This window comes from Rhodoplanes sp. (assembly GCF_013377085.1).
GTDB lineage: Bacteria > Pseudomonadota > Alphaproteobacteria > Rhizobiales > Xanthobacteraceae > Rhodoplanes.
Genome location: NZ_JACAAX010000006.1, coordinates 58,398 through 77,677, shown reverse-complemented (window position 1 = coordinate 77,677; position 19,280 = coordinate 58,398). Strand labels below are relative to the sequence as shown.

General features: G+C 66.1%; 31 protein-coding genes. All 31 read right to left on the bottom strand.

Features of this window, described 5'->3' with window-relative positions; genetic code table 11:
• Window positions 1–15: 15 nt before the first annotated feature.
• Window positions 16–1,053, bottom strand: coding sequence for a DNA-directed RNA polymerase subunit alpha (locus HXX10_RS06720; RefSeq protein WP_296520942.1), 1,038 nt, complete (start codon window positions 1,051–1,053; stop codon window positions 16–18).
• A 100-nt stretch (window positions 1,054–1,153) separates the two neighbouring features.
• The gene (gene rpsK, locus HXX10_RS06715; RefSeq protein ID WP_111421657.1) at window positions 1,154–1,543 is read right to left on the bottom strand and encodes a 30S ribosomal protein S11; all 390 of its coding nucleotides are present in this window, start codon (window positions 1,541–1,543) and stop codon (window positions 1,154–1,156) included.
• Between the two features lie 69 nt (window positions 1,544–1,612).
• Window positions 1,613–1,981, bottom strand: a complete 369-nt coding sequence (gene rpsM, locus HXX10_RS06710) for a 30S ribosomal protein S13 (RefSeq protein WP_296520936.1) — start codon at window positions 1,979–1,981, stop codon at window positions 1,613–1,615.
• Window positions 1,982–2,226: 245 nt separating this feature from the next.
• Window positions 2,227–2,847, bottom strand: a complete 621-nt coding sequence (locus tag HXX10_RS06705; protein WP_296520934.1) for an adenylate kinase — start codon at window positions 2,845–2,847, stop codon at window positions 2,227–2,229.
• Window positions 2,844–4,175 carry a preprotein translocase subunit SecY gene (secY, locus tag HXX10_RS06700; protein WP_296520933.1) on the bottom strand — a complete coding sequence of 444 codons (1,332 nt, stop codon included), beginning with the start codon at window positions 4,173–4,175 and terminating at the stop codon, window positions 2,844–2,846. The genes HXX10_RS06705 and secY overlap by 4 nt, the downstream gene beginning before the upstream one ends.
• Before the next feature lie 63 nt (window positions 4,176–4,238).
• A complete protein-coding gene (gene rplO / locus HXX10_RS06695) occupies window positions 4,239–4,733 on the bottom strand; it encodes a 50S ribosomal protein L15 (protein ID WP_296520931.1) in 495 nt (164 codons plus the stop codon).
• A gap of 106 nt (window positions 4,734–4,839) precedes the next feature.
• Window positions 4,840–5,031, bottom strand: a complete 192-nt coding sequence (gene rpmD, locus HXX10_RS06690) for a 50S ribosomal protein L30 (RefSeq protein ID WP_296520930.1) — start codon at window positions 5,029–5,031, stop codon at window positions 4,840–4,842.
• 20 nt (window positions 5,032–5,051) lie between these two features.
• Window positions 5,052–5,609, bottom strand: coding sequence for a 30S ribosomal protein S5 (rpsE, locus tag HXX10_RS06685; RefSeq protein ID WP_296520928.1), 558 nt, complete (start codon window positions 5,607–5,609; stop codon window positions 5,052–5,054).
• A 38-nt stretch (window positions 5,610–5,647) separates the two neighbouring features.
• Window positions 5,648–6,010: a 50S ribosomal protein L18 gene (rplR, locus tag HXX10_RS06680; RefSeq protein ID WP_296520926.1), complete on the bottom strand. Its 363-nt coding sequence runs from the start codon at window positions 6,008–6,010 to the stop codon at window positions 5,648–5,650.
• Between the two features lie 13 nt (window positions 6,011–6,023).
• Complete coding sequence (rplF, locus tag HXX10_RS06675) at window positions 6,024–6,557, bottom strand: 50S ribosomal protein L6 (RefSeq protein ID WP_296520923.1); 534 nt, start codon at window positions 6,555–6,557, stop codon at window positions 6,024–6,026.
• Window positions 6,558–6,567: 10 nt separating this feature from the next.
• Window positions 6,568–6,960 carry a 30S ribosomal protein S8 gene (gene rpsH / locus HXX10_RS06670; protein ID WP_296520921.1) on the bottom strand — a complete coding sequence of 131 codons (393 nt, stop codon included), beginning with the start codon at window positions 6,958–6,960 and terminating at the stop codon, window positions 6,568–6,570.
• A gap of 13 nt (window positions 6,961–6,973) precedes the next feature.
• On the bottom strand, window positions 6,974–7,279 hold the full coding sequence (rpsN, locus tag HXX10_RS06665; protein WP_296520919.1) for a 30S ribosomal protein S14: 306 nt from the start codon (window positions 7,277–7,279) through the stop codon (window positions 6,974–6,976).
• 44 nt (window positions 7,280–7,323) lie between these two features.
• Window positions 7,324–8,049: a 50S ribosomal protein L5 gene (rplE, locus tag HXX10_RS06660; protein WP_296520917.1), complete on the bottom strand. Its 726-nt coding sequence runs from the start codon at window positions 8,047–8,049 to the stop codon at window positions 7,324–7,326.
• Window positions 8,042–8,359, bottom strand: a complete 318-nt coding sequence (gene rplX / locus HXX10_RS06655; protein ID WP_296520915.1) for a 50S ribosomal protein L24 — start codon at window positions 8,357–8,359, stop codon at window positions 8,042–8,044. Before rplX ends, rplE begins: the two co-directional genes overlap by 8 nt.
• Window positions 8,359–8,727 carry a 50S ribosomal protein L14 gene (gene rplN, locus HXX10_RS06650; protein ID WP_111383548.1) on the bottom strand — a complete coding sequence of 123 codons (369 nt, stop codon included), beginning with the start codon at window positions 8,725–8,727 and terminating at the stop codon, window positions 8,359–8,361. Before rplN ends, rplX begins: the two co-directional genes overlap by 1 nt.
• A gap of 36 nt (window positions 8,728–8,763) precedes the next feature.
• Window positions 8,764–9,009, bottom strand: coding sequence for a 30S ribosomal protein S17 (gene rpsQ / locus HXX10_RS06645; RefSeq protein ID WP_111383549.1), 246 nt, complete (start codon window positions 9,007–9,009; stop codon window positions 8,764–8,766).
• Between the two features lie 10 nt (window positions 9,010–9,019).
• On the bottom strand, window positions 9,020–9,226 hold the full coding sequence (gene rpmC / locus HXX10_RS06640) for a 50S ribosomal protein L29 (RefSeq protein WP_296520913.1): 207 nt from the start codon (window positions 9,224–9,226) through the stop codon (window positions 9,020–9,022).
• A gap of 13 nt (window positions 9,227–9,239) precedes the next feature.
• On the bottom strand, window positions 9,240–9,653 hold the full coding sequence (gene rplP / locus HXX10_RS06635) for a 50S ribosomal protein L16 (protein ID WP_296520911.1): 414 nt from the start codon (window positions 9,651–9,653) through the stop codon (window positions 9,240–9,242).
• Window positions 9,654–9,690: 37 nt separating this feature from the next.
• On the bottom strand, window positions 9,691–10,392 hold the full coding sequence (gene rpsC / locus HXX10_RS06630; RefSeq protein ID WP_296520910.1) for a 30S ribosomal protein S3: 702 nt from the start codon (window positions 10,390–10,392) through the stop codon (window positions 9,691–9,693).
• A gap of 11 nt (window positions 10,393–10,403) precedes the next feature.
• Window positions 10,404–10,787, bottom strand: coding sequence for a 50S ribosomal protein L22 (gene rplV, locus HXX10_RS06625; RefSeq protein WP_296520909.1), 384 nt, complete (start codon window positions 10,785–10,787; stop codon window positions 10,404–10,406).
• A gap of 16 nt (window positions 10,788–10,803) precedes the next feature.
• Window positions 10,804–11,082, bottom strand: coding sequence for a 30S ribosomal protein S19 (rpsS, locus tag HXX10_RS06620; protein ID WP_296520908.1), 279 nt, complete (start codon window positions 11,080–11,082; stop codon window positions 10,804–10,806).
• Window positions 11,083–11,093: 11 nt separating this feature from the next.
• The gene (rplB, locus tag HXX10_RS06615; protein WP_296520906.1) at window positions 11,094–11,930 is read right to left on the bottom strand and encodes a 50S ribosomal protein L2; all 837 of its coding nucleotides are present in this window, start codon (window positions 11,928–11,930) and stop codon (window positions 11,094–11,096) included.
• A gap of 10 nt (window positions 11,931–11,940) precedes the next feature.
• A complete protein-coding gene (locus tag HXX10_RS06610; RefSeq protein WP_296520904.1) occupies window positions 11,941–12,240 on the bottom strand; it encodes a 50S ribosomal protein L23 in 300 nt (99 codons plus the stop codon).
• A complete protein-coding gene (gene rplD / locus HXX10_RS06605; protein WP_296520903.1) occupies window positions 12,237–12,857 on the bottom strand; it encodes a 50S ribosomal protein L4 in 621 nt (206 codons plus the stop codon). The genes HXX10_RS06610 and rplD overlap by 4 nt, the downstream gene beginning before the upstream one ends.
• A 1-nt stretch (window position 12,858) precedes the next feature.
• The gene (gene rplC, locus HXX10_RS06600) at window positions 12,859–13,590 is read right to left on the bottom strand and encodes a 50S ribosomal protein L3 (protein WP_296520901.1); all 732 of its coding nucleotides are present in this window, start codon (window positions 13,588–13,590) and stop codon (window positions 12,859–12,861) included.
• Window positions 13,591–13,627: 37 nt separating this feature from the next.
• A complete protein-coding gene (rpsJ, locus tag HXX10_RS06595) occupies window positions 13,628–13,936 on the bottom strand; it encodes a 30S ribosomal protein S10 (RefSeq protein ID WP_008385434.1) in 309 nt (102 codons plus the stop codon).
• 125 nt (window positions 13,937–14,061) lie between these two features.
• The gene (tuf, locus tag HXX10_RS06590) at window positions 14,062–15,252 is read right to left on the bottom strand and encodes an elongation factor Tu (protein ID WP_296520898.1); all 1,191 of its coding nucleotides are present in this window, start codon (window positions 15,250–15,252) and stop codon (window positions 14,062–14,064) included.
• 62 nt (window positions 15,253–15,314) lie between these two features.
• Window positions 15,315–17,387 (bottom strand): elongation factor G, encoded by a 2,073-nt coding sequence (fusA, locus tag HXX10_RS06585; RefSeq protein WP_296520896.1) that lies wholly within the window; start codon window positions 17,385–17,387, stop codon window positions 15,315–15,317.
• A 40-nt stretch (window positions 17,388–17,427) separates the two neighbouring features.
• On the bottom strand, window positions 17,428–17,898 hold the full coding sequence (rpsG, locus tag HXX10_RS06580; protein ID WP_296520894.1) for a 30S ribosomal protein S7: 471 nt from the start codon (window positions 17,896–17,898) through the stop codon (window positions 17,428–17,430).
• Between the two features lie 16 nt (window positions 17,899–17,914).
• Window positions 17,915–18,286: a 30S ribosomal protein S12 gene (gene rpsL / locus HXX10_RS06575; protein WP_008385443.1), complete on the bottom strand. Its 372-nt coding sequence runs from the start codon at window positions 18,284–18,286 to the stop codon at window positions 17,915–17,917.
• A 444-nt stretch (window positions 18,287–18,730) separates the two neighbouring features.
• Window positions 18,731–19,024 carry a hypothetical protein gene (locus HXX10_RS06570; protein ID WP_296520885.1) on the bottom strand — a complete coding sequence of 98 codons (294 nt, stop codon included), beginning with the start codon at window positions 19,022–19,024 and terminating at the stop codon, window positions 18,731–18,733.
• Between the last annotated feature and the right edge of the window lie 256 nt (window positions 19,025–19,280).

The window sequence follows — 19,280 nt, the reverse complement described above, 5'->3', positions numbered from 1 at the left end:
CCGGTCACGCAGACCTCAGTAGTGATCCTCGAAGCGTTTCGCCAGCTCCTCGATGTTCTCGGGCGGCCAGCCGGGCACTTCCATGCCGAGATGCAGGCCCATCTGCGCCAGCACCTCCTTGATCTCGTTGAGCGACTTGCGCCCGAAGTTCGGCGTGCGCAGCATCTCCGCCTCGGTCTTCTGAACGAGATCGCCGATATAGACGATGTTGTCGTTCTTCAGGCAGTTGGCGGAGCGCACCGACAGCTCGAGCTCGTCGACCTTCTTGAGGAAGGCCGGCGGGATGCCACCGAGGTCGTCGGCGAGCAGCATCGGCTGCTCCTGGCGCTTCGGCTCCTCGAAGTTGACGAAGACGTTGAGCTGGTCCTGCAGGATGCGGGCCGCATAGGCGAGGGCGTCATCGGGCGTCACGGCGCCGTTGGTCTCGATCGACATGGTCAGCTTGTCGTAGTCGAGGATTTGGCCCTCGCGGGTGTTCTCGACCTTGTAGGAGACCTTCTTGACCGGCGAGTAGAGGCTGTCGACCGGGATCAGGCCGATCGGCGCGTCCTCGGGCCGGTTGCGCTCGGCCGGGACATAGCCCTTGCCGGTGTTGACCGTGAACTCCATGCGGATCTCGGCGCCCTCGTCGAGATGGCACAGGATCAGCTCCGGGTTGAGGATCACGACGTCGCCGACCGTCTGGATGTCGGCGGCCGTGACGATGGCCGGGCCCTGCTTCTTCACCACCATGCGCTTCGGGCCTTCGCCCTGCATCTTGATGGCGATGTCCTTGATGTTCAGCACGATGTCGGTGACGTCCTCGCGCACGCCGGCGATCGAGGAGAACTCGTGCAGCACCCCGTCGATATGGACCGACTGCACGCTCGCACCCTGCAGCGACGACAGCAGGATCCGACGCAGCGCATTGCCGAGTGTGAGGCCGAAGCCGCGCTCGAGCGGCTCGGCCACCACGGTCGCCAGCCGCTTGGGGTCGACCCCGGGGGTGACCTGCAGCTTGTTCGGCCGGATCAGCTCTTGCCAGTTCTTCTGAATTGTCACGTCATCACCCATCGTTAGGTGGCGCGGGGGAATTTACGCCGCGCGTCCCGCTCCGCCCGCGGGACAAAAAAGCGGCGACGGGCCGAAACGGTCCGCCGGCTCGAAGAAACGATCAGACGCGCCGGCGCTTGCGCGGCCGGCAGCCGTTGTGCGGGATCGGCGTCACGTCGCGGATCGACGTCACCGTGAACCCCGCCGACTGCAGCGCCCGCAGAGCCGACTCGCGACCCGAGCCGGGACCTGCGACCTCGACCTCGAGGGTGCGCATGCCGTGCTCCTGGGCCTTGCGAGCGGCGTCCTCGGCGGCCATCTGGGCCGCATAGGGGGTCGATTTGCGCGATCCCTTGAAGCCCATGGTGCCGGCCGACGACCACGCGATCGCGTTGCCCTGGGCGTCCGTGATGGTGATCATCGTGTTGTTGAACGACGCGTTCACATGCGCCACGCCGGACGCGATGTTCTTGCGCTCACGACGACGGACGCGGGTGGCTTCTTTTCCCATTGTCGACCCTTCTGCGGCCGGCTCTCGCGCCCCGGTCCGCCCTGTATCCGTAAAAGAGATGCGGCTCGCTTACTTCTTCTTGCCGGCGATCGCCTTCGCCGGGCCCTTGCGGGTCCGCGCATTGGTGTGGGTGCGCTGGCCGCGCACCGGCAGGCCGCGCCGATGGCGCAGGCCACGGTAGCAGCCGAGATCCATCAGCCGCTTGATGTTCATGGCGACCTCGCGCCGCAGATCGCCCTCGACGAGGAAGTCGCGGTCGATCATCTCGCGAATCTGGAGCACTTCCTGGTCGGTGAGCTGCGACACGCGGCGCTCGACCGGGATGCCGACCTTGTCGACGATCTCCTGGGCCTTCGCCGGCCCGATCCCATGGATGTACTGCAGACCAATGAGGACGCGCTTATTGGTCGGAATGTTCACGCCAGCAATACGGGCCAAGGCCGCAGCTCCTTCTTCCCCCGGCCTTCGGGCCGGTCAAAACCGAATCAGTGACGCGCCGCCGATAAGCGCGAAAACGACGCCACTCCCCGACCTCCGGGGCTCGGCGCCGTCCATGAGTTCACTCCGACTGGGCGGGCAGTATGTACGGATTCCATCGGAACTCGTCAACCTCTGCGCCCGCAAGTCGCGGCAAGCCGAACTCCGGGACCGGCTCGCGCCGGCCGCCGACACCCTGCCCTGCCTTATCGTACCGCCGTCGGGGTGGATCGGCTCTCCCCCGCCGCCGCCTTCAACACCGCGTCGATCGCCTTGCTGACGTCCGCGATGGGCGCCATGCCGTCGATCGTCCGCAACTTTCCCTTGCCTTCGTAGTAGGCCGCAAGCGGAGCGGTCTGGGACCGGTAGGCGTCCAGCCGAGTCTTCAGGGCCGCGGCATTGTCGTCCGCCCGCAGGGACTCGCCCCGCGCCGTCATCTCACGCACCCGCTTCTCGACACGATCGAGCAGCGCCTTCTCGTCGACCTTCAGCTCGATCACGGCATCAAGCCCGAGGCCCTTGTCGACGAGCATTTTCTCGAGCGCCCCGGCCTGCGGCACGGTGCGCGGGAAGCCGTCCAGGATGAAGCCGTTGGCGGCGTCCGGCTCGGAAATCCGGTCGGCCACGATGGCGACCACCACCTCGTCCGGCACCAGGTCGCCGCGGGCCATGATGTCCTTGGCCTTGAGGCCCACCGGGGTCCCGGCCTTGACGGCGGCGCGCAGCATGTCGCCAGTCGAGAGCTGGACGATCTTGTAGGTGGTGACCAGGTGCTGGGCCTGGGTGCCTTTGCCGGCGCCCGGCGGGCCGAGAAGGATCAGTCTCATCGCCGTCGGCCTCTGAGCTTGGATTTCTTGATCAGGCCCTCGTACTGGTGGGCCAGCAAGTAACCCTGGATCTGGGCGACCGTGTCCATCGTGACGCTGACCACGATCAGCAGCGAGGTGCCGCCGAAATAGAACGGCACCGAGGCATAGGAGATCAGGATTTCCGGGATCAGGCAGACGATCGCGAGATAGGCGGCGCCGACCACGGTGATGCGCGAGAGGACGTGGTCGATGTACTCCGCGGTCCGCTCGCCGGGCCGGATGCCCGGGATGAAGCCGCCGTGCTTCTTGAGGTTGTCGGCCGTCTCGGTCGGGTTGAACACGATCGCCGTGTAGAAGAAGGCGAAGAAGACGATCATGCTGATGTAGAAGAGCAGGAACAGCGGCCGGCCGTGACCGAGCTGCGTCGTGATGATGCTCAGCCACTCCGGCCCCTGCCCCGCATTGAGGTTGGCGACCGTGGTCGGCAGCAGCAGCAGCGACGAGGCGAAGATCGGCGGAATGACGCCCGAGGTGTTGAGCTTGAGCGGCAGATGCGAGGTCTGCCCCTCGAACATCCGGTTGCCGACCTGACGCTTGGGATACTGGATCAGCAGCCGGCGCTGGGCCCGCTCCATGAACACGATGAAGGCGATCACGGCGATCGACATCACGATGATGACGAGGATCAGCCCGGTCGACATGGCGCCCTGACGGCCGAGTTCGAGCATGCCGGCGATCGCCGACGGCAACTCGGCCACGATTCCGGCCAGGATGATCAGCGAGATGCCGTTGCCGATGCCGCGCGCCGTGATCTGCTCGCCGAGCCACATCAGGAACATGGTGCCGCCCGTCAGCGTGATGACGGTCGAGATGCGGAACATCCAGCCAGGATCGGACACCACCGAGCCGGCGCCCTCGAGGCCGACCGAGATGCCGTAGGCCTGGAAGACGGACAGCACGACGGTGAGGTAGCGCGTGTACTGGTTGATGACCTTGCGGCCCTGCTCGCCTTCCTTCTTGAGGTTCTCGAGCGTCGGCGACACGGTCGTCAGGAGCTGGATGATGATCGAGGCGGAGATGTACGGCATGATGTTGAGGGCGAAGATGGCCATCCGGTGGATGCCTCCGCCCGCGAACATGTTGAACATACCGAGGATGCCGCCCGCCTGGGTGCGGAAGATCTGCTCCCACTGGCTCGGATCGATGCCGGGCAGCGGGATATAGGTTCCGAGCCGGTAGACCAGCAGCGCCCCGAGCGTGAACCAGATTCGCTTCTTGAGCTCTTCGGCCTTGGCGAGGGCCGAAAAGTTGAGATTGGCTGCCAGTTGCTCTGCTGCAGAAACCATGTCGAGGCTCCGGTTGACGCCCCCGGTGGCGTCGCCCGGCCGGCGTTTCCCGCTATATAGGGGTCAGCCGGCCTGTTCGCCCGTCTCTTTTCGCGGCGCCAGCACCTTGACGGAGCCGCCGAGCTTCTCGACGGCCGCGACCGCCGAGGCCGAGGCGCCGTAGACCTCGAACTGCAGCTTGGCCGTGAGCGTGTCGGCGCCGTTGCCGAGCAGCCGCACGCCGTCGCGGGCGCGCCGCAGCACCCCGGCCTGGACCAGCGCCGCCGCGTCGACCACCGCGTTCGGGTCGAGCCGGCCCTTGTCGACCGCCGCCTGCACCCGGCCGAGGTTCACCTCGGTCAGCGTCAGGGCGAAGATGTTGTTGAAACCGCGCTTCGGCAGGCGCCGATGCAGCGGCATCTGGCCGCCCTCGAACCCCTTGATGGCGACGCCGGTCCGGGCCGTCTGGCCCTTGCCGCCGCGGCCGGCGGTCTTGCCCTTGCCGGAGCCGATGCCGCGGCCGACGCGCATGCGCGACTTGCGGGCGCCGGGCTTGTCGGCGATCTCGTTGAGCTTCATGGCTGTTCCTCGGTCCTCTCGGGGTCGCGCGCGCGGTTCGTGGCAAAGGCGCCCGCCCTGCGGGCGCCGCCCGACCGGCCGGGGATCGGCCCCGGCCGCGACAGTCTCAGTCTTCCACCACCCGGACGAGGTGGTGCACCTTGTTGATCATGCCGCGTACCGACGGCGTGTCGGGCAGTTCCGACACCCGGCCGATGCGATTGAGGCCCAGCCCGATCAGCGTCTCGCGCTGATCGTGATGCCGGCGGATCGGGCTGCCGGTCTGCTGGACCTTGAGGGTCTTGGTTTCGGTCGCCATGGTCGCTTCTCCCGGCCGCCTTATTCGGTTGCAGCCTGCTCGTCGGCGCCTTCGCGGCGACGCGACTGCAGCGACGACACCTTGATGTTGCGCCGGGCCGCGACGGACCGCGGCGAATCCTGGTGCTTGAGCGCGTCGAAGGTCGCCCGCACCATGTTGTACGGGTTGGACGAGCCGATCGACTTCGCCACCACGTCCTGCATGCCGAGCGTCTCGAAGACGGCGCGCATCGGGCCGCCGGCGATGATGCCGGTGCCGGCCGGTGCCGCCCGCAGATAGACCTTGCCGGCGCCGTGACGGCCCGACACGTCGTGGTGCAGCGTCCGACCCTCGCGCAGCGGCACCCGGATCAGCCCACGCTTGGCCGCTTCGGTGGCCTTGCGGATCGCCTCCGGAACCTCGCGGGCCTTGCCGTGGCCGAAGCCGACCCGGCCCTTCTGGTCACCCACCACGACCAGCGCCGCGAAGCCGAAGCGCCGGCCGCCCTTCACCACCTTGGCGACGCGGTTGATGTGGACGAGCTTGTCGGTGAACTCGCTGTCCCGATCGTCACGGTCGCGTCCGTGTTCACGTGCCATCTGAAGTCGTCTCCCTCGGGCGATCGCCCGTCATCGCCCTAGAAATTCAGCCCGCCCTCGCGGGCGCCGTCGGCCAACGCCTTGACGCGACCGTGATAAATGTAGCCGCCGCGGTCGAAGACCACGTCCTTGACGCCCTTGGCGACCGCTCGCTCGGCGAGGAGCTTGCCGACCACCTTGGCGGCGCCGGTGTCGGCCCCGGTCTTGAGGCTTCCCCGCAGATCCTTCTCGAGCGAGGAGGCGGCCGCGACCGTCACGCCCTTCAGGTCGTCGATGACCTGGGCGTAGATGTGCTTCGACGAACGGAACACCGAAAGCCGCAGCCGGTCGCCGGCCGCCGCCCTGATGGCGCGCCGAACCCGGCTGGTGCGCCGCGCTGTCTTGATACTGAGCCTGGACATCGTGCGCTCCGCTCTATTTCTTCTTGCCTTCCTTGCGGAAGATGTATTCGCCCGCGTACTTGACGCCCTTGCCCTTGTAGGGCTCGGGCGGGCGGAACGCCCGGATCTCGGCGGCCACCTGGCCGACCTTCTGCTTGTCGATCCCGCTGACCAACACCTCGGTCGGCTTCGGCGTCACGATCGCGATCCCCTCGGGGATCGGATAGATCACGTCGTGGCTGTAGCCGAGAGCGATCTGCAGGTTCTTGCCCTGGACCGACGCCCGGTAGCCGACGCCGACGATCTCGAGCTTCTGCTCGAAACCCTTGGTGACGCCGGTGATCAGGTTGGCGACGAGGGTGCGCGACGTGCCCCACATGGAGCGCGCCCGCTTCGTCTCGGAGCGCGGGTCGACCTTCACGGTCCCCTGCTCCATCTTCACGATCACGTCCTCGGGCAGCACGATCTGGAGGGAACCCTTCGGCCCCTTCACCTTGACGGTCTGCCCACTGATGTCTGCGGTGACTCCGGATGGGACCGGCACCGCCTTCTTGCCGATGCGTGACATGCTGGCCCCTCTAGAACACCGTGCAGAGAACTTCGCCGCCCACATTGGCATCGCGCGCGGCGTGGTCGGCCATGACGCCCTTCGGGGTCGACACGACCGCGATGCCGAGGCCGTTGTTGACCCGCGGAAGCGCCTTGACGGAGGCGTAGACGCGGCGGCCCGGCTTCGACACGCGGGAGATCTCGCGGATCACCGGCGCGCCGTCGAAATATTTGAGCTCGATCTCGAACTCGGTGCGTCCGTCCGCGTGCTCGGTCGTCGAGAAGTCGCGGATGTAGCCTTCGCTCTTGAGAACCTCGAGCACGCTCGCCCGCAGCTTCGAGCCGGGGGTCGAGACCCGCGACTTGGCGCGCATCTGCGCGTTGCGGATGCGGGTGATCATATCGCCGATCGGATCGTTCATCGCGGCGCCCTCCTCACCAGCTCGACTTGAGGAGGCCCGGGATCAGGCCCTTGGAGCCGAGCTCCCGCAGCGCGATCCGGCTCATCTTGAGCTTGCGGTAATAGGCACGCGGACGCCCGGTGATGTCGCAGCGGTTGCGGATGCGGGTCGCCGAGCTGTTGCGCGGCATCTGCGCCAGCTTGAGGGTCGCGGCGAAGCGCTCCTCCATCGGCGCGTCCTTGTCGTTCGCCTCGGCCTTCAGCCGCGCCCGCTTGGCCGCGTGCTGAGCCGTCAGCTTCCGACGGTGCTCGTTCTTTTCGACAGAGCTCTTCTTCGCCATTCGATGCTCCTAACTCCGCGTTTGAGACGGAAACGTCATCCGACTCACTGCCGGAACGGGAAGTTGAAAGCGGCCAGAAGGGCGCGCCCCTCCGCGTCGCTGCGGGCCGTGGTGCAGACCGTGATGTCCATGCCCCACACCTCGGACACCTTGTCGTAGTCGATCTCGGGGAACACGAGGTGCTCCTTGACGCCGAGCGTATAGTTGCCGCCGCCGTCGAAACTCTTCGGGTTCAGCCCGCGGAAGTCGCGAACGCGCGGAAGCGCGATGTTGATCAGCCGGTCGACGAACTCGTACATCCGGTCGCTTCGCAGCGTCACCTTGCAGCCGATCGCCTGCCCCTCGCGCACCTTGAAGGTGGCGATCGACTTGCGCGCCTTGGTGATCACCGGTCGCTGACCCGAGATCATCGCCAGATCGGCGGCGGCCTGATCGACCTTCTTGCGGTCGTTGACGCCCTCGCCGATGCCCATGTTGATCACGATCTTGGTGATCCGCGGCACCTGCATCTGGTTCTTGTAGCCGAACTCCTCGGTCAGCTTCTTCTTGACCGTCTCGTTGTACTGGATGCGAAGGCGCGACGGCCCCTTCGGCTCCTCGACGGCCGGAGCCGCGGGCTTCGCGGACTTCTCGGTCTTCGCGCCTTTGTCGCCCTTCGGAGCGCCACCCTTCTCGGCCTTCGGGGCAGCGGACTTCGCGCCCTTCTCGACCTTGTCGGTCTTGCCGCCCTTGTCGGACTTCTTGCCGTCCTTCTTGTCGCTCTCAGCCATTGATCTCGGCTCCCGAACGCTTCGCGACCCGCACCTTGGTGCCGTCCGCCTGAATCTTGAACCCGATCCGGGTCGGCTTGCCGTCCTTCGGATCGGCGACGGCCAGGTTTGACAGGTGCACCGGCGCTTCCTTGGAGATGATGCCGCCTTCTTGGTTGGCGGACTGGCGCTGGTGTCGCTTGACCATGTTGACGCCGCGCACCAGGGCACGGTTCTCCGACGGACGCACCGCGATCACCTCGCCGGTACGGCCCTTGTCGCGCCCCGTGAGAACGACGACCTTGTCGCCCTTGCGGATCTTCGCAGCCATCACAGAACCTCCGGGGCGAGCGAAATGATCTTCATGTGGTTCTTGGCACGCAGCTCGCGCGGCACCGGGCCGAAGATACGCGTGCCGACCGGCTCCATCTGCGGGTTGATCAGCACGGCGGCGTTCCGGTCGAACCGGATCACCGAACCGTCCGGACGGCGAATGTCCTTCGCCACCCGCACGACGACCGCCTTCATGACGTCGCCCTTCTTGACGCGGCCGCGCGGGATCGCCTCCTTCACGGACACCACGATGACGTCCCCGATGGTCGCGTACTTGCGCTTGGAGCCGCCCAGCACCTTGATGCACATGACACGGCGAGCGCCGGAATTGTCCGCCACGTCGAGATTGGTCTGCATCTGGATCATGAGCCGCCTCTTGTTCTTTCGTGTTGAGCGCGCCGACTATTTCGCGCGCTTCTCGCCCTGGACGACAGCCCAACGCTTCAGCTTGGAGATCGGGCTGTGCTCCTCGATCCACACGGTGTCGCCCACCGCGTATTGGTTGGTCTCGTCGTGCGCGTGGTACTTCTTCGAGCGCCGGACGGTCTTCTTCATCACGGGGTGCGTGAAGCGACGCTCGACCCGCACGATGACGGTCTTGTCCTGCTTGTCGCCCACCACGACACCCTGCAGCATGCGCTTCGGCATCGTTTTCTCCTTACTTGGCCACGGCGGCTGCGCGCTTCACCTGCGCCACCGTCTTGATGCGGGCGATGTCGCGGCGCACCTGCCGGACCCGCGAAGTGTTCTCGAGCTGGCCGGTCGCCTTCTGGAAGCGCAGGTTGAACTGCTCCTTCTTCAGCTTCAGGAGCTCGTCGTCGAGCTGGTCGACCGTCATGGTGCGAAAGTCGTCGATCTTGGCCATGGCGTTCACGTCCTCACTCCGCGATGCGCTCGATGAAGCGCGTCTTGATCGGCAGCTTGGCGGCCGCGAGCGTCAGTGCCTCACGGGCCACCTGGCTGGTGACGCCGTCCACCTCGAACAGGATCTTGCCGGGCTTCACCCGGGCGACCCAATACTCCGGTGCGCCCTTGCCGGAGCCCATGCGGACTTCGAGGGGCTTCTTGGAGATCGGCACGTCCGGGTAGATGCGGATCCACACGCGGCCGGCGCGCTTCATGTGACGCGTCATCGCCCGCCGTGCCGCCTCGATCTGGCGGGCCGTGATCCGCTCCGGCGCCATCGCCTTCAGGCCGAACTGGCCGAAGGCCAGAGTCGTCCCGCTGGTCGCGATGCCGTGAATCCGGCCCTTGTGCGCCTTGCGGAACTTGGTGCGCATCGGTTGCAGCATGGATCGTCGCCTTTCCTGTCCTCTCGCGCCGGGCGGCTCAGGCCGCGTCGCGGCGCGGACGGCCGCCCGCGTCGCTCTCGGCCTGGCGCTTGTCCTGCGCCATCGGATCGTGCTCGAGAATCTCGCCCTTGAAGATCCACACCTTGACGCCGCAGGTGCCGTAGGTCGTGAACGCGGTCGCAACCCCGTAGTCGACGTCGGCGCGCAGCGTGTGCAGCGGAACCCGGCCCTCGCGGTACCACTCCATGCGGGCGATCTCGGCGCCGCCGAGCCGGCCGGAGCAGTTGATACGGATGCCCTCGGCGCCGAGCCGCATGGCCGACTGCACCGCCCGCTTCATCGCGCGCCGGAAGGCGACGCGACGCTCGAGCTGCTGGGCGATCGATTCGGCCACGAGCTGAGCGTCGAGCTCGGGCTTGCGGATCTCGACGATGTTGAGAACGACATCCGAATTGGTGAGAGCGGCCACCTTGCGGCGGAGCTTCTCGATGTCGGCGCCCTTCTTGCCGATCACCACGCCCGGCCGCGCCGAGTGGATGGTGACGCGGCACTTCTTGTGCGGCCGCTCGATGACGATGCGCGACACCGCCGCCTGCTTGAGCTGCTTGAGCAGCTCGGCGCGGATCGCCATGTCCTCGTGCATCAGCTTGCCGTACTCGTTCTTTCCGGCGTACCAGCGCGAATCCCAGGTGCGGTTGATCCCGAGGCGCAGCCCGATCGGATTGACCTTCTGACCCATGGGGCCTCTCCTTAAGACGCGCTGGCTTCGACCTGACGAACGACGATCGTCAGGTGCGAGAACGGTTTCATGATCTTGCCCGAGCGTCCGCGACCGCGCGGCACGAAGCGCTTGATCACCAGCGCCTTGCCGACATGGGCCTGCGATACGACCAGATCGTCGATGTCGAGTTCGTGGTTGTTCTCGGCATTGGCGATCGCCGACTGCAGGCACTTGCGGACGTCGCGCGCGATCCGCTTGCGCGAGAACTCGAGGTCCGCGAGCGCAGCCTGCACCTTCTTGCCGCGAATGAGCTGCGCGACCAGATTGAGCTTCTGCGGCGAGACCCGGAGCATCCGGGCGACCGCCTTGGCCTCGTTGTCGGCGAGGCTGCGCGGACGTTTTGACTTGCTCATCTCTCGTTCCCTCGCCTCACGCCCGCTTGGCCTTCTTGTCGCCGGAGTGGCCGTGGAACGTCCGGGTCGGCGAGAACTCGCCGAACTTGTGCCCGACCATTTCCTCCGTCACCATCACCGGGACGTGCTTGTGTCCGTTGTGGACCCCGAAGGTGAGCCCGACGAACTGCGGCAAAATCGTCGAGCGCCGGGACCAGATCTTGATCACGTCGTGTCGGCCGGACGAGCGGGCGGTTTCCGCCTTCTTCAGCAGATAGCCGTCGACGAACGGGCCTTTCCAAACGGAGCGCGCCATCTCGTGCTTCCTTACTTCTTCTTCCGCGCGTGGCGGCTCGAAACAATGAACTTCGTGGTGCTCTTGTTCTTGCGGGTCTTCTTGCCCTTGGTCGGGAAGCCCCACGGAGTCACCGGATGCCGACCGCCCGAGGTGCGGCCTTCGCCGCCGCCGTGCGGATGATCGACCGGGTTCATCGTCACGCCACGATTGTGCGGGCGCAGACCGAGCCAGCGGGAACGCCCCGCCTTGCCGATCGAGGTGTTCATGTGGTCGGGGTTCGACACCGCCCCGACCGTCCCCATGCAGCGGCCATGGACCAGGCGCTGCTCGCCGGAATTCATGCGCAGGATGACGTAGTCGCGATCGCGGCCGACGATCTGCGCGTAGGTGCCGGCCGATCGTGCGATCTGCCCACCCTTGCCGATCTTGAGCTCGACATTGTGCACGATCGTGCCGATCGGCATCGAGGCGAGCGGCATCGCGTTGCCGGGCTTCACGTCGACCCGCTCGCCGGAGACGACGGTGTCGCCGGGACCGAGGCGCTGAGGCGCCAGGATGTAGGCGAGCTCGCCGTCCTGGTACTTGATCAGCGCGATGAAGGCCGAGCGATTGGGATCGTACTCGATCCGCTCCACCTGCGCCGGCTGGTCGTGCTTGACGCGCCTGAAGTCGACGAGCCGCAGCGCCCGCTTGTGGCCGCCGCCGCGGAAACGCACAGTGGTGCGGCCGAGATTGTTGCGGCCGCCGCTCGAGCTCTTGCCCTCGGTCAGCGCCTTGACGGGCTTGCCCTGCCAGAGAGCCGAACGGTCGACAAGGACGAGCTGGCGCTGGCCCGGAGTCGTCGGCTTGAAGGTTTTGAGTGCCATCGTGATCCCCTTAGAGCCCGGTCGTCACGTCGATCCGGTGCCCCTCCTCGAGGGTCACGATCGCTTTCTTGACGTCGGAGAGCTCTCCCTTGACGCCCCGGAAGCGCCGCAGCTTACCCTTGCGGATCAGCGTGTTCACGGCCTTCACCTTGACGTCGAACAGCTTCTCCACCGCCTCTTTGATCTGCGGCTTGGTGGCGGTCTTGCGGACCTTGAAGAGCACCTGGTTGTTCTCGGACGCGACCGTCGCCTTCTCGGTGATGATCGGGCTGACGATGACGTCGTAGTGGCGCGGATCCCTGGTGGTCATTTGAAGCGCGCCTCCAGCGCATCGACCGCGGCGCGGGTCAGCACGAGCTTTCTGCGACGCAGGATGTCGTAGACGTTGATGCCCTGCACGGGCAGGACGTCGATGTTCGGGATGTTGCGTGCCGCCAGCGTGAACTTCGATTCGAGCTCGGCGCCGTCGATGATCAGCGCGTTCTCGAAGCCGAGCTTGGCGAAGCGGGCCTTCAGGGTCTTGGTCTTGCCGTCGTCGAGCGCGGCCCTGTCGAGCACGACGATGCCGCCGTCCTTGGCCTTGGCCGAGAGGGCGTGACGCAGCGCCAGCGCCCTCACCTTTTTGGGCAGCTCGATCGCATGGCTGCGGACCTGCGGACCGAAGGCGCGGCCGCCGCCACGAAACTGCGGCGCACGCGCCGAGCCGTGGCGGGCACTGCCGGTGCCCTTCTGCTTGAACATCTTCTTGCCGGTGCGCCAGATCTCCGCGCGGTTCTTGACCGCGTGAGTGCCCCGCTGGCGCCGCGAGAGCTGCCAGACGATGCAGCGTTGGATGAGGTCGGCGCGCGGCTCCAGGCCGAAAATATCGGCCGAGAGCTCGATCGACCCCGTCGTCTCGCCGTCGAGGGTGGTGACCTTCAGTTCCATCTTACGCTCCCTCGCCCGGCGCGGCCGCAGCCTCGGTCGCCGCGGCGCCGACGGTCGCCGGGAGCCGGAACTTGCCCGGATGCGGCACCTCCTTGGGCAGCGACTTCTTCACGGCGTCCCTCACCGTGATCCAGCCGCCCTTGGCGCCGGGGACCGCTCCCTCGACCAGGATCAGCCCGCGCATCACGTCGGTCTGGACCACCTTGAGGTTCAGGGTGGTCACCCGCTCGACGCCCAAATGACCGGGCATTTTCTTGTTCTTGAAGGTCTTTCCCGGGTCCTGGCGACCACCGGTCGAACCAATCGACCGGTGCGAGACCGACACGCCGTGCGTGGCGCGCAGGCCGCCGAAGTTCCACCGCTTCATGCCGCCGGCAAAGCCCTTGCCGATCGAGGTGCCGGTGACGTCGACGAACTGGCCGACCACGAAGTGGTCCGCCGTGATCTCGGCGCCGACCGGGATGAGGCCGTCGTCGTTCACGCGGAACTCGACCACCTCCCGCTTCGGCTCCACCTTGGCCACCGCGAAATGCCCGCGCTCCGCCTTCGACACGTTCTTGGGCTTGCGGACCCCCGAGCCGAGCTGCATCGCGACGTAGCCGTTCTTTTCCTTGGTGCGGTGGGCCACGACCTGACAGTTCGCGAGCCTGAGCACCGTGACAGGCACGTGCTCGCCCGCGTCCGTGTAGACGCGGGTCATTCCCACCTTTTGTGCGATCACACCGGAACGCATCGTTGTCGTCCTTTCCTGCGCTCTGCCGTGTGGCGCCTTAGAGCTTGATCTCGACGTCCACGCCGGCGGCGAGGTCGAGCTTCATCAAGGCATCGACGGTCTGCGGAGTCGGATCGACGATGTCGAGCAACCGCTTGTGGGTGCGCATCTCGAACTGCTCGCGGCTCTTCTTGTCGACGTGCGGCGAGCGATTGACGGTGAACTTCTCGATCTTGGTCGGCAGCGGAATCGGACCGCGCACCTGCGCACCGGTCCGCTTCGCCGTCGCCACGATCTCGCGCGTCGAGGCGTCGAGAATACGGTGATCGAACGCCTTGAGGCGAATTCTGATGTTCTGGCCGTTCATGTCTTCTGCCTCGATCGCCGTCGCTAATGGCGAATAGCGAATAGCGAATGGTGAGTAGGGAAGAGAGAGCAGTGAATGGCGAACGGAGCCGTCTCCATTCGCCACCCCCTACTCGCCATTCGCTTTTACTCGATGATGCTCGCGACCACGCCGGCGCCGACCGTGCGGCCGCCCTCGCGGATGGCGAAACGCAGCTTCTCTTCCATGGCGATCGGCACGATGAGGTGCACTTCCATGGCGATGTTGTCGCCCGGCATCACCATCTCGACGCCTTCCGGCAGGTGTACGACACCAGTCACGTCGGTCGTCCGGAAATAGAACTGCGGACGGTAGTTGGTGAAGAACGGGGTGTGGCGGCCGCCCTCTTCTTTGGTGAGGATGTAGGCCTCGGCCTTGAACTTGGTGTGCGGCTTCACGGAGCCGGGCTTGCACAGCACCTGGCCGCGCTCCACGTCCTCGCGCTTGGTGCCGCGCAGCAGGCAGCCGACATTGTCGCCCGCCTCGCCCTGGTCGAGCAGCTTGCGGAACATCTCGACGCCGGTGACCGTCGTCTTGACGGTCGCCTTGATCCCGACGATCTCGACTTCCTCGCCGACCTTGACGATGCCGCGCTCGATACGGCCGGTCACCACGGTGCCGCGTCCCGAGATCGAGAACACGTCCTCGACCGGCATCAGGAAGGGCTGGTCCTTCGGACGATCCGGCTGCGGGATGTAGTCGTCGACCGCCGCCATCAGCTCGAGGATCGACTGCTTGCCGAGCTTCTCGTCCTTGCCCTCGAGCGCCATCAGGGCCGAGCCCTTGACGATCGGAATCTTGTCGCCCGGGAAGTTGTACTTGGACAGAAGCTCGCGAACCTCGAGCTCGACCAGCTCGAGCAGCTCGGGATCGTCGACCATGTCGACCTTGTTCATGTAGACGACCAGCGCCGGCACGCCGACCTGGCGGGCGAGCAGGATGTGCTCGCGGGTCTGCGGCATCGGGCCGTCGGCCGCGCTCACCACCAGGATCGCGCCGTCCATCTGCGCCGCACCCGTGATCATGTTCTTCACGTAGTCGGCGTGCCCGGGGCAGTCGACATGCGCGTAGTGGCGCTTCGCGGTCTGATACTCGACATGCGCCGTCGAGATGGTGATTCCGCGAGCCTTCTCCTCCGGAGCCTTGTCGATCTGGTCATAGGCCGTGAACGTCGCGCCGCCGGACTCGGCGAGGACCTTCGTGATCGCGGCCGTCAGCGTCGTCTTGCCGTGATCCACGTGCCCAATCGTGCCGATGTTGCAGTGCGGCTTGTTACGTTCGAACTTCTCTTTGGCCATCGGGACTCTCCGTTGCCTTTAGGCGTCTAAGCGTTGCGGTCGTGGCGGTCAGGCCTGCGTGGTCACGCGTACTTGGCCTGAACCTCCTGTGCCACGTTGTTCGGGACTTGCTCGTAGTGATCGAACTGCATGGTGAAGGTGGCACGTCCCTGCGACATCGACCGCAGAGTGTTGACGTACCCGAACATGTTGGCGAGCGGCACCATCGCGTTCACGACGTTGGCGTTGCCCCGCATGTCCTGGCCCTGGATCTGGCCGCGGCGGGAATTGAGATCCCCGATGACGGAGCCCGTGTATTCCTCGGGCGTCACCACCTCGACCTTCATGATCGGCTCGAGCAGCACCGACCCGCCCTTCTGCAGGGCTTCGCGCAGCGCGGCACGCGACGCGATCTCGAACGCCAGCGCCGACGAGTCCACGTCGTGGTACTTGCCGTCGACGAGCGATACCTTGAGGTCGACCACCGGGAAGCCGGCGAGCACGCCCGAGCCGAGGACCGAGTTGAGGCCCTTCTCGACGCCCGGAATGTACTCCTTCGGCACGTTGCCGCCGATCACCTTGTTCTCGAACTCGAAGCCGGTGCCGGCCTCGGTCGGCTCCACCAGGATCTTGACGCCGGCGAACTGGCCGGAACCGCCGGTCTGCTTCTTGTGCACGTAGTCGATGGTGACCGACTTGGTCAGCTTCTCGCGATAAGCCACCTGCGGGGCGCCGATATTGGCCTCCACCTTGTAGGTGCGCTTGAGAATGTCGACCTTGATGTCGAGATGCAGCTCGCCCATCCCCTTGAGGATGGTCTGGCCGGACTCCGGATCGGTCGACACGCGGAAGGACGGGTCCTCGGCCGCGAGCTTGTGCAGCGCGACGCCGAGCTTCTCCTGGTCGGCCTTCGACTTCGGCTCGATCGCGATCTCGATGACCGGATCGGGGAACTCCATCTTCTCGAGGATGACCTGGTGCTGCGGGTCGCACAGCGTGTCGCCGGTGCGCGCCTCTTTCAGGCCGGCCAGCGCGACGATGTCGCCCGCATAGGCCTCCTTGATGTCCTCGCGGTTGTTGGCGTGCATCAGCAGCATGCGGCCGATGCGCTCCTTGCGCTCGCGGGTCGAGTTCACCACGCCGGTGCCGCTCTGCATGATGCCCGAATAGATGCGGCAGAACGTGATGGTGCCGACGAAGGGGTCGTCCATGATCTTGAAGGCGAGCGCGGCGAGCGGCTGGGTGTCGTCGGGCGGCCGCGCCACCTCGTTGCCCTTGGGGTCGATCCCCTTGATGGCAGGCACCTCGACGGGCGACGGCAGGAAGTCGACCACGGCGTCGAGCAGCGGCTGGACGCCCTTGTTCTTGAAGGCCGAGCCGCACAGGACCGGATAGAACGTGCCTTTCACCACCGCCTTGCGGATCAGCCGGCGGAGCGTCGCGTCGTCGGGCTCCTGCCCGTCGAGATAGGCCGCCATCACGTCGTCGTCGAGCTCGACCGCGGCCTCGATCATCAGCTCGCGATATTCCTTGGCCTGATCGAGCATGTCGGCCGGAATCTCGATGTCCTTGTAATCGGCGCCGAGGTTCTCGTCGTCCCACACCACGCCGACCATGCGGATGAGGTCGATCAGGCCCTTGTACTGGTGCTCCGAACCGATCGGGAGCTGGAGCGCGATCGGACGCGCGCCGAGCCGGACCTTGATGTCGTCGAGGCACTTGAAGAAGTCGGCCCCGACCTTGTCCATCTTGTTGCAGAAGACGATGCGCGGAACCCGGTACTTGTCGCCCTGGCGCCACACCGTCTCGGTCTGCGGCTCGACGCCCTGGTTGGAGTCCAGCACGCATACGGCGCCGTCGAGCACGCGAAGGCTGCGCTCGACCTCGATGGTGAAATCGACGTGGCCGGGCGTGTCGATGATGTTCAGGCGCTTGCCCCGCCAGAAGGCGGTCGTCGCGGCCGACGTGATGGTGATGCCGCGCTCCTGCTCCTGCTCCATCCAGTCCATGGTGGCCGCGCCCTCATGGACCTCACCGATCTTGTGGCTCTTGCCGGTGTAATAGAGGATCCGCTCCGTCGTCGTGGTCTTGCCGGCATCGATGTGCGCCATGATGCCGAAGTTGCGGTAGTCCTCGATCGGATGGGCGCGGGGCATGGGGGTATCCTTCAGTGTCTTTCTGCGGCGCTCGTCCGCATTACCAGCGGTAATGCGAGAAAGCGCGGTTCGCTTCCGCCATGCGGTGCGTGTCTTCGCGTTTCTTAACCGCGTTGCCGCGGTTGTTGGAGGCGTCGAGCAGCTCGGACGAGAGCCGCTCCGTCATGGTCTTCTCGTTGCGATCACGCGCCGCCGAGATCAGCCAGCGAATGCCGAGCGCCTGACGGCGATCGGTGCGGACCTCGACGGGTACCTGGTAGGTGGCGCCGCCGACGCGGCGCGAGCGAACCTCGATGGCCGGCATCACGTTGTCGAGCGCTTGCTGAAAGACCGACAGCGGGTTGGTCTTGGTCTTGCCCTCGATGATGTCGAAGGCGCCGTATACGATCGCCTCCGCCGACGACTTCTTGCCGGCATACATGATCGAGTTCATGAACTTGGTGACCACCACGTTCCCGAACTTCGGGTCCGGGAGGATTTCGCGTTTTTCGGCGCGGTGACGGCGGGACATGTCGCTTACTCCGCTCTTACTTCGGACGCTTGGCGCCGTACTTCGACCGGCGCTGCTTGCGGTTCTTGACGCCCTGGGTGTCGAGCACGCCACGCAGGATGTGATAGCGGACGCCCGGCAGGTCCTTCACGCGGCCGCCGCGGATCATCACGACCGAGTGCTCCTGCAGATTGTGGCCCTCGCCCGGGATGTAACCGATCACCTCGAAGCCGTTGGTCAGACGGACCTTGGCGACCTTGCGGAGCGCCGAGTTCGGCTTCTTGGGCGTCGTCGTGTAGACGCGCGTGCACACGCCCCGCTTCTGCGGGCTCTGCTGCAGGGCCGGGACCTTCTTGCGTGCCCGCTGCGGGACGCGCGGATTTCGGATCAGCTGATTGATCGTCGGCATCGCTCGCCTTCAGTCTCCCTGCGGGTCGCCCCGCTCTGCGGGTTATCCCGCGTCGCGCCGAACTCGTCGCGAAATCGCGCTGACGCGCGAAAACGCACCGCCGCGCCGTCCCTTGCGAGGATGGCGCTTCCGTCGACAGAGGAACGCGCGGTGTTGCCACCCCGCGTTCGTGTGCACATACCTGACAGTCGTGTGTCAGAGGCAGCGTTTGAGCATCAATCGTCGAGGCTGAAGCGTCCTGTCGGCGATTCGGTGCTCACAGGCCCCGAACAGTCGAAAGAGTAGGACAAGCCGTTCCGATCAGCGAAGCTCACCGCCTGCCGAAAAGTGGGCGGGTTTTAACGGCCGGGCCGAGGGAAGTCAAGCCTCAAAGGTCTCGGGGACCCGCGGTTTTTCATGCCTCGCCGGCATTTGAGCCGTCGTGCGCCGCGCCGCCTCGTCCGATCACGCCCCCTCGTGGCTGCGCATGCTGCGCGTACGGATCTGGTCTGCGACCTCCTCCCCGTCCCGGTCACGCAGCGAGAACACCTGCAAATAGCCGTTCAACACGTTGCCCCGGGCCGACAAGGCGACCGGCTCGGCCCCGCGATCGGGGGCGATCAGGCGGCGATAAAACCTGGAGAGCGCCCCCGGCTCACCCCGCTGAGTCGCGACGTTCTCCCGCACGGAATCGGCGGTGAGCGGCGGTCCGGGCTCGGTCGTCGAGAAGCTGGCCCAGGCGCCCGAATCGCAGTGCATCGGGGTCCGGCAGCCGTCCCGGCCGACACCGATTCCCGGCACGTTCCTCGAACGATTCGGGCACCCGGTCCGGCGGGATGGCGCCCTCGGCGGTGCCGATCTCGTCGCCGAAACAGACCGTCGGGATTCCGGGTAGGACGCGACGCAGCATCGCCGCGAGCCCCCCGGCCCGTGGCCCGTGGCCCGTGGCCCGTGGCCGATGAGGCGGCTCGGCATTGCCGTTTCCGCAATCATTCCAATGGCGGTTGACTTTGAC

What these genes read in the sequence shown, in the direction of transcription:
- HXX10_RS06720 (WP_296520942.1), bottom strand. Translation starts at nt 1,053, where the DNA reads ATGGGTGATGACGTGACAATTCAGAAGAACTGGCAAGAGCTGATCCGG.
- rpsK (WP_111421657.1), bottom strand. Translation starts at nt 1,543, where the DNA reads ATGGGAAAAGAAGCCACCCGCGTCCGTCGTCGTGAGCGCAAGAACATC.
- HXX10_RS06705 (WP_296520934.1), bottom strand. Translation starts at nt 2,847, where the DNA reads ATGAGACTGATCCTTCTCGGCCCGCCGGGCGCCGGCAAAGGCACCCAG.
- secY (WP_296520933.1), bottom strand. Translation starts at nt 4,175, where the DNA reads ATGGTTTCTGCAGCAGAGCAACTGGCAGCCAATCTCAACTTTTCGGCC.
- rplO (WP_296520931.1), bottom strand. Translation starts at nt 4,733, where the DNA reads ATGAAGCTCAACGAGATCGCCGACAAGCCCGGCGCCCGCAAGTCGCGC.
- rpmD (WP_296520930.1), bottom strand. Translation starts at nt 5,031, where the DNA reads ATGGCGACCGAAACCAAGACCCTCAAGGTCCAGCAGACCGGCAGCCCG.
- rpsE (WP_296520928.1), bottom strand. Translation starts at nt 5,609, where the DNA reads ATGGCACGTGAACACGGACGCGACCGTGACGATCGGGACAGCGAGTTC.
- rplR (WP_296520926.1), bottom strand. Translation starts at nt 6,010, where the DNA reads ATGTCCAGGCTCAGTATCAAGACAGCGCGGCGCACCAGCCGGGTTCGG.
- rplF (WP_296520923.1), bottom strand. Translation starts at nt 6,557, where the DNA reads ATGTCACGCATCGGCAAGAAGGCGGTGCCGGTCCCATCCGGAGTCACC.
- rpsH (WP_296520921.1), bottom strand. Translation starts at nt 6,960, where the DNA reads ATGAACGATCCGATCGGCGATATGATCACCCGCATCCGCAACGCGCAG.
- rpsN (WP_296520919.1), bottom strand. Translation starts at nt 7,279, where the DNA reads ATGGCGAAGAAGAGCTCTGTCGAAAAGAACGAGCACCGTCGGAAGCTG.
- rplE (WP_296520917.1), bottom strand. Translation starts at nt 8,049, where the DNA reads ATGGCTGAGAGCGACAAGAAGGACGGCAAGAAGTCCGACAAGGGCGGC.
- rplX (WP_296520915.1), bottom strand. Translation starts at nt 8,359, where the DNA reads ATGGCTGCGAAGATCCGCAAGGGCGACAAGGTCGTCGTTCTCACGGGG.
- rplN (WP_111383548.1), bottom strand. Translation starts at nt 8,727, where the DNA reads ATGATCCAGATGCAGACCAATCTCGACGTGGCGGACAATTCCGGCGCT.
- rpsQ (WP_111383549.1), bottom strand. Translation starts at nt 9,009, where the DNA reads ATGCCGAAGCGCATGCTGCAGGGTGTCGTGGTGGGCGACAAGCAGGAC.
- rpmC (WP_296520913.1), bottom strand. Translation starts at nt 9,226, where the DNA reads ATGGCCAAGATCGACGACTTTCGCACCATGACGGTCGACCAGCTCGAC.
- rplP (WP_296520911.1), bottom strand. Translation starts at nt 9,653, where the DNA reads ATGCTGCAACCGATGCGCACCAAGTTCCGCAAGGCGCACAAGGGCCGG.
- rpsC (WP_296520910.1), bottom strand. Translation starts at nt 10,392, where the DNA reads ATGGGTCAGAAGGTCAATCCGATCGGGCTGCGCCTCGGGATCAACCGC.
- rplV (WP_296520909.1), bottom strand. Translation starts at nt 10,787, where the DNA reads ATGAGCAAGTCAAAACGTCCGCGCAGCCTCGCCGACAACGAGGCCAAG.
- rpsS (WP_296520908.1), bottom strand. Translation starts at nt 11,082, where the DNA reads ATGGCGCGCTCCGTTTGGAAAGGCCCGTTCGTCGACGGCTATCTGCTG.
- rplB (WP_296520906.1), bottom strand. Translation starts at nt 11,930, where the DNA reads ATGGCACTCAAAACCTTCAAGCCGACGACTCCGGGCCAGCGCCAGCTC.
- HXX10_RS06610 (WP_296520904.1), bottom strand. Translation starts at nt 12,240, where the DNA reads ATGACCACCAGGGATCCGCGCCACTACGACGTCATCGTCAGCCCGATC.
- rplD (WP_296520903.1), bottom strand. Translation starts at nt 12,857, where the DNA reads ATGGAACTGAAGGTCACCACCCTCGACGGCGAGACGACGGGGTCGATC.
- rplC (WP_296520901.1), bottom strand. Translation starts at nt 13,590, where the DNA reads ATGCGTTCCGGTGTGATCGCACAAAAGGTGGGAATGACCCGCGTCTAC.
- rpsJ (WP_008385434.1), bottom strand. Translation starts at nt 13,936, where the DNA reads ATGAACGGCCAGAACATCAGAATTCGCCTCAAGGCGTTCGATCACCGT.
- tuf (WP_296520898.1), bottom strand. Translation starts at nt 15,252, where the DNA reads ATGGCCAAAGAGAAGTTCGAACGTAACAAGCCGCACTGCAACATCGGC.
- fusA (WP_296520896.1), bottom strand. Translation starts at nt 17,387, where the DNA reads ATGCCCCGCGCCCATCCGATCGAGGACTACCGCAACTTCGGCATCATG.
- rpsG (WP_296520894.1), bottom strand. Translation starts at nt 17,898, where the DNA reads ATGTCCCGCCGTCACCGCGCCGAAAAACGCGAAATCCTCCCGGACCCG.
- rpsL (WP_008385443.1), bottom strand. Translation starts at nt 18,286, where the DNA reads ATGCCGACGATCAATCAGCTGATCCGAAATCCGCGCGTCCCGCAGCGG.
- HXX10_RS06570 (WP_296520885.1), bottom strand. Translation starts at nt 19,024, where the DNA reads ATGCACTGCGATTCGGGCGCCTGGGCCAGCTTCTCGACGACCGAGCCC.